Below are 6,059 nucleotides of genomic sequence, written 5' to 3' on the forward strand. Positions count from 1 at the left end.
TAGAGACAAGCCGCTTCAAGATCTAGCGTCTTATTCGTCAGCAACCGGCAGCGCACTGGTAGCAGCGTGTCCGTTGATGCTAAAGTCCTGAGTCTGGCGGATGCGACCAAGCTGATTTAGTGCCCACTCTGCCGTTTGGCGCACTTCACTATCATCATCATCAATAGCGCGGCCTAGCAGATGGCTGACTTGAACCACCTGTTCATGGATGCGGGAAAGATCGCGGATGGCATTCTTACGAACCTCTGGGTTGTCATCTCTTAGGGCGACTGAGAGCACCTGAGATAGCGGACGCAGAGAACGCATTCCCATTTCTGACAGGGCTGCTAGGATCAGACTCTTCTCTTTGGAATCGGCTTGAGACATTAGGTCAACCAGCGGCTGAGCGGCTAGGGTATTGCCTCGCTGGCCAAGCTCCCAGATCACTCGGCGGCGGCTTTGCGAGTCTGCGCTATGTAGATCTTGAATCAGACCCTCAACCGCTTCTTTGGGATCAAGCGGTCGCGTATGGCTAATCTGACCCGATTGAGGACTGTCGAACCCTAACGAGGTGTTTACCGAATCGGTAGGCGTTTCGCCAAAGGGCGCTTCATCAAAAATAGATAGCTGTGATTCGGCGCTGCGCGATCTGGCACTACCAGATTGGTGGTTGGACCGAGAGCCAGCCTGCTGATTAGATTCGAGTCCTAACCGATGGTTAGGGTCGGAATTAGCTTTGGTAAGCTTACGGGCAGTCGAGAACGGAGCTTGCTTCGCTTTACCGCGACGAGCGAAGAGAAACCCCAGGCCAAAGCTGCTGGCGATCGCAGCTAAGCCCAGACCTATCACAAGAAAGTTGACCAATCCTCTTCCATCTTGAACCCGTTCATTTACTTCGTTAACTTCCACACCAGGACTCTCACTAGCAGGCTCATTAGTATCCGGCTCGCTAGCAGGTTCTCCATCAGTAATAGGGTCAGCGTCTGTCGCGGCGGCAGGCTCTGTCTGTAGTGCCTGTCTGGTGGCCTCATCAAGCCTTCCTGTCGACTCTATTCCAGCTTCTGATTGAAAAGCGATCAGCGCCCTTTGAGTAGACAGACTGAAAACACCGTCTAGGGAACCCTCATAAAAGCCGCGCGCTTGAAGCTGTGACTGTAAGGTGCTAACGGCTGCGTCGCGTGAGCCGATAGAGAGATCTAAAGGGGCTAGGGATTGGGCTGTGAGTATGGAGGAGGTTTGGGCGATCGCCATCTCACCCGCCATTTCACCTGGTATGTTTATAGACGCTCGTTCTAGCACAGAGAATGTAGCGACCGTGAAAAGAAGTAAAGCAGAACGCCGAATCATCGCTATCTTTTGCCTACTGGATCTAGAGGGGGAAAGCACTAGAAAGTGATTGAACAGACGGTAACTGCACGACCTAACCGAAGATACAGCAAATATTCTGATGCAACCTGATAGATGCTCCTGGTAGATGCTATAGAGTGCCCGCCTGGAGAACATTTCTACTGAATTTGATGCTTCGTCATGAAAAGATCAGCGTTCTGCGTTTTGGCTGCCCGGATAGTCAATAGGAAGTGCGAGCTGCTCGGACAGGTAGGCGGATAGCTGTACCCGCTGATTGATTAAATAGATGCTGATCAAGGTCAGCATGACACCTGACCACTGTAAAAAGCTGAGGCTTTCGGCGAGTAGCAAAGTGCTGAAAAGCAAAGCAAAAACAGGCGTAAGAAAGGTCAGGGCGCTGAGGCTAGTGAGGTTGCCTTGGGCGGCAATGTAAAAGAAAACACCATAGGCGATCGCACTGCCAAATACCGTCGCATAGCCAATCTCCAACCAGCCCGATAGCGAGATGGACTGCCAGGCAGTCGGCTCACCCAGCGCTGAAGTAATCGCCAGCGGCATTCCACCCAAAATCATGTGCCAGCCGGTTGCCGCCACCGGATCAGCAACCTTGGCCACAAACCCAATTAAAATCGTCCCGACTGCCATCGACAGCGCTGCCATCAGCATCAGCCACTCGCCCTGCTGAAAAAGCACCGTCCACATTTCTTGTTCTAGGGCGATACTCACGTTAAACCACTGTCCTTGAAACAGTGAAAAAATCCACTCATCTGGCAGTCCGATAAAGCTGATGCCAAGCAGGCCAATACTTAAGCCCAACCAGCCCAGCGTCCCAATCCACTCCTTAAACAAGAATCTAGCCATGATCGCCACTGCCAGTGGCTGCGAGTCGATCATCACAGAGCCTAATCCGGCCCCGGTGCGTTCTAGCCCCTTCGCCAAAAAACCCTGAAACAGCGTGCCATCGATTAGCGCAAACAGGCCAATCCAAAGCCAGGCAGACCAGCCTTTTGGCTGCTCTCTACCGAGTGCTACCGACGCCAAAACCACTAGAATACCTGCTGGCAGCAGCCGCATACTCGCCAGAAATAGCGGGCTGGTCTCAGTCATCACGCCCTTCATCGCCACCATTGCAGTTCCCCACAAGAAAAAGGGAGAAACCAGCACCAACGGGTTGGTGACTAGGCCAGCGGCTGGCTGGAGAATAGGGGGAAGGCGTAGCGGCTGTTTGGCCACACTATCGGTATCGGCCACTTCACTGGCCACTTCACTGGCCACTTCACCGGCCACTTCATTAGTGACTACGCTAGCTTCCTCAGATGGGGTCTCCGTAATAGGCGACTGAGCGGCGTCTTTAGTCTGAGGAGCATCCATTCTTTAGAAGAGTTATAAGAGTGAGGCAAGGCGTATACTTAGCTTAAAGTAATGTTAAGCCCAGCGCACCTAGATATCTCATGATTTGGCCTTTTAAGCGTCGCTACCGTAAACAAATTGCTCGAATTGAGATTTCTGGTGCGATCGCTGGCTCCACCCGTAAGCGGGTGCTCGAAGCGCTCAAAGAAGTTGAAGAAAAGAAATTTCCAGCCTTGCTTTTGCGGATCGACAGCCCAGGCGGCACCGTGGGGGATTCACAAGAGATCTATAGCGCCCTTAGAAAGCTGCGAGAAGACGTCAAAATCGTCGCTAGCTATGGAAATATTTCTGCGTCAGGCGGGGTTTATATCGGTGTTGGCGCTCACCACATCGTGGCGAATGCAGGCTGTATTACCGGTTCTATCGGCGTGATTTTGCGCGGTAATAATATAGAGAAGCTACTAGACAAAGTGGGCGTCTCTTTTCAGGTCGTCAAATCGGGCCCTTACAAGGATATTCTGGCTTTTGACCGGCCTTTGACCTCTGAAGAAGAAACAATTTTGCAAGAGTTGATCGACGTGAGCTACGGGCAGTTTGTTCGGACAGTCGCCGAAGGCCGCAACTTGCCCGAAGAGAAAGTACGCGAGTTTGCAGACGGTCGGGTCTTTACCGGTGAGCAGGCGCTAGCGCTAGGTATGGTCGATCGCTTGGGCTCAGAAGAAGATGCCAGACGGTGGGCCGCAGAGCTGAGCGGCCTCGATCCAGAGAAGGCTGAATGCTTCACTTTTGAAGAGAAAAAACCGCTCTTAAGTCGGGTTCTCCCAGGGAACAATGCCCTTCGAGGTCTCTTGCTAGAAGCCATGCCGACGACTATGGCTCGCATAGAATTTGAGCTAGAAACCAGCGGCATCCCGCTATGGATGTATCAGCCTGCTACCCTTCGAGGACCGCTTTCTAGGTAGGTTGAAGGAATCGCTGAGGATACTACTGGCTATTAACTGCTAGCTACTAACTGCTAGCCACTATTAGGGACGCCACTAATGGTTAAATGGGGACGATAGGTAGACGACAAGGTAACAGAAAGGAAGGTATCGCTGTGGACTGGCAGATACACGCCATTCGGGGGGCAACCACCGTTCCAGAAAACTCTACAGAGGCGATGGCGATCGCAGTGAATGAGCTGCTCGATGCCTTAGAGTCGCGCAATCCGCTCGATACCAGCAAGATCGTCAGTGTGACGTTCTCTGTGACTAGGGATTTGGATGCAGTGTTTCCAGCTGCGATCGCCCGCAAACGCCCTACCTGGGACAGCGTTCCCTTACTCGACGTTCAGCAGATGCACGTTGAGGGCAGCCTCCCAAAATGCATCCGATTCATGCTGCATATCTATCTACCGATTCACCACACTGACGTCAGTCATATTTACCTGCGCGGAGCCCAGAAGCTAAGACCTGATCTGTGCCTAGCCGCCGATTAGGAAGAAAAGAAGTAGCTGTGCAGCTTCAAGGCTGTTTCTGAAGCCACTTTTACAACGGGCAAAGCCGATCGGCGGTCTCTCGCAAGGTTTATCAAACCCAACCACATCGTACTTTTGAAGGAGAGCCGATAGAACAAAGTCTCTCTTGAGGGTATTCAAGACAGATCGTTTAGACCTTTACGATCTGCTTTGTCATCCTACAAAAGCATCAAAGGAATATTCAATATGGTTACTGGTTCTGCATCATCTAGTACTTCAGAAGCGCCTAGCGATATCTCGCAAGAGCTCTCTGCTTTCAAAGCGCTAACCACAGACGAAAAACTAGGTCTGCTCTGGGTGGTCTATGACAATATGGGCGGCTCTATCACTCCTGCTGCGCCTAGAGCGGCTGGCCCTCAATTTACAGAAGATCTCTTCAACACAGTTAAAGGGATGGAAGAAGCTGACCAGATGGCCTTCATGCGCGATCTAGTTGAGAACAAAAAGACTGAACATACAGAAGCTTACAGCGCTTTTGAAGGGGACAATAAGCTAGTGTTTTGGTACCAGCTATCAGAAGGCATGGCTGCTGGAGATGTCATTCCTGTCCCTGATGACTACGAGATGTCTGGGGCAGCTTCACAAGTGTTCAACCAGATCACCGCGCTTGATTTCAACCAGCAAATCACTCTTTTGCGCTACTGCGTTATCGATATGGGCGCGTAAGCCTAGGAGCATTTTCGATACCCCAGTTGTCGCGGATCGGGCAACTGGGGTATTCGATATATAAGCGAAGATGCGCTATTCGCTAATCTTCTTTCTCCGCTTTTGGATGGAAGCGAATACCCAAAAACAGATCATACAAAAAGCCTAAGAAATCTTTCGTCTTTAGTAGACCTAGCGACTGAGGCGATCCCTTTTCGTCTAGCAGTGGCTTCATCACCTCATAGGCTGGCTTGTATTTGTACCAGGGGATAGAAGGCCACAGATGATGAATCAAGTGATAGTTCTGGCCCATAATCAACAGATTCAAAATTTTGCTGGGATACACGCGGGCATTGCGCCAGCGATGCTGCTCTTTGAAGGGGCGATGAGGCAGATAATCAAAGAACAAACCCAGCGCTAATCCGACCACAAGCGCCGGGGCAAACCAATAGTTGAGCAAGTACTCAATAAAGCCAAAGCGGTAGGCCGTATAGATAAACAGACCAACCGTCAGCCTACTTAGAAGCCACTCTGTTAGCTCGTTGTTCTTCCAGAGCCGACGCTGAAAAAAATAAATCTCGTGGTAAAAGAAACGGGCCGCAATTAACCAGAGCGGGCCGCCAGTAGAAACAAAATGATCTGGGTCGTTTTTTGGATCGTTTACGTGGGCATGGTGTTGCAGATGTACCCGCATAAATACCGGAAACGTAAATCCCAGCATCAACGCACTCCCGTGACCAAGCGCCGCATTGACTTTTGGATTCTTGTGAGCTGAATTATGAGATGCGTCGTGAATAACTGTACCTACTAAGTGCAAAGCCAGAGTGTTGAGTATAAAACAACACCAGTGAGGCCATTGCCAGGAAAAATATCCTGCTGTTGAAAAAATAACTAGAGAAACGGCCCCACAAAAGATGAGAAGATTAGGGCTCACACCGCCATCGGCATCTAGAAACCGCTTAGGGACACGTCGGGTAACCGCTACCGGTACCGCTAGGGGCTCTACTGCCGCCGACACCATACAATTGCTCCTTGACACCGCTTTTCAGAATTTCCGTTCAACGGTAGTATACGCTACCCCCGATAAATAATAAAGTTTTATGACGTTATTTTAAGTTTTCTGAAACTCGTAAAACCCAATAGCAGCCAGCATTTGCTACCTTCCTATGTTGGTTCTTTCTCTTTGCCGTACCCAAACTCTAATCGAACGTAGGCTACATGT

Annotated in this window: 6 protein-coding genes; 3 read left to right on the top strand and 3 right to left on the bottom strand. The window is 50.7% G+C overall.

All coding sequences use genetic code 11. From position 1 onward, the window contains the following. Positions 1-30 precede the first annotated feature (30 nt). Together IQ256_RS11050 and IQ256_RS11055 are read right to left on the bottom strand one after the other, a co-directional pair. A complete protein-coding gene (locus IQ256_RS11050) occupies positions 31-1,326 on the bottom strand; it encodes a peptidoglycan-binding protein (RefSeq protein WP_193855605.1) in 1,296 nt (431 codons plus the stop codon). Positions 1,327-1,515: 189 nt separating this feature from the next. Beyond that, positions 1,516-2,697 (bottom strand): DMT family transporter, encoded by a 1,182-nt coding sequence (locus IQ256_RS11055; RefSeq protein WP_193855606.1) that lies wholly within the window; start codon positions 2,695-2,697, stop codon positions 1,516-1,518. 80 nt (positions 2,698-2,777) lie between these two features. Between IQ256_RS11055 and sppA the strand changes: the two genes are divergently transcribed. From sppA to IQ256_RS11070, 3 genes are all read left to right on the top strand, one after another. Next, on the top strand, positions 2,778-3,638 hold the full coding sequence (gene sppA / locus IQ256_RS11060; RefSeq protein WP_193855607.1) for a signal peptide peptidase SppA: 861 nt from the start codon (positions 2,778-2,780) through the stop codon (positions 3,636-3,638). A gap of 134 nt (positions 3,639-3,772) precedes the next feature. Next, positions 3,773-4,153: a chorismate mutase gene (aroH, locus tag IQ256_RS11065; RefSeq protein ID WP_193855608.1), complete on the top strand. Its 381-nt coding sequence runs from the start codon at positions 3,773-3,775 to the stop codon at positions 4,151-4,153. 225 nt (positions 4,154-4,378) lie between these two features. After that, entirely contained in the window at positions 4,379-4,858 is a 480-nt protein-coding gene (locus IQ256_RS11070; RefSeq protein ID WP_193855609.1) for an orange carotenoid protein N-terminal domain-containing protein, read from the top strand. Positions 4,859-4,940: 82 nt separating this feature from the next. Here the strand turns inward: IQ256_RS11070 and crtR are convergent, their stop codons facing one another. Beyond that, positions 4,941-5,858: a beta-carotene hydroxylase gene (crtR, locus tag IQ256_RS11075; RefSeq protein WP_193855610.1), complete on the bottom strand. Its 918-nt coding sequence runs from the start codon at positions 5,856-5,858 to the stop codon at positions 4,941-4,943. Positions 5,859-6,059 lie beyond the last annotated feature (201 nt).

This window comes from cf. Phormidesmis sp. LEGE 11477 (assembly GCF_015207105.1).
Lineage (GTDB): Bacteria > Cyanobacteriota > Cyanobacteriia > Phormidesmidales > Phormidesmidaceae > Phormidesmis.

Bases quoted from the DNA above. Each gene is read 5' to 3' on its own strand.
- IQ256_RS11070 (WP_193855609.1), top strand. From the start codon at position 4,379: ATGGTTACTGGTTCTGCATCATCTAGTACTTCAGAAGCGCCTAGCGAT.
- IQ256_RS11055 (WP_193855606.1), bottom strand. From the start codon at position 2,697: ATGGATGCTCCTCAGACTAAAGACGCCGCTCAGTCGCCTATTACGGAG.
- crtR (WP_193855610.1), bottom strand. From the start codon at position 5,858: ATGGTGTCGGCGGCAGTAGAGCCCCTAGCGGTACCGGTAGCGGTTACC.
- sppA (WP_193855607.1), top strand. From the start codon at position 2,778: ATGATTTGGCCTTTTAAGCGTCGCTACCGTAAACAAATTGCTCGAATT.
- IQ256_RS11050 (WP_193855605.1), bottom strand. From the start codon at position 1,326: ATGATTCGGCGTTCTGCTTTACTTCTTTTCACGGTCGCTACATTCTCT.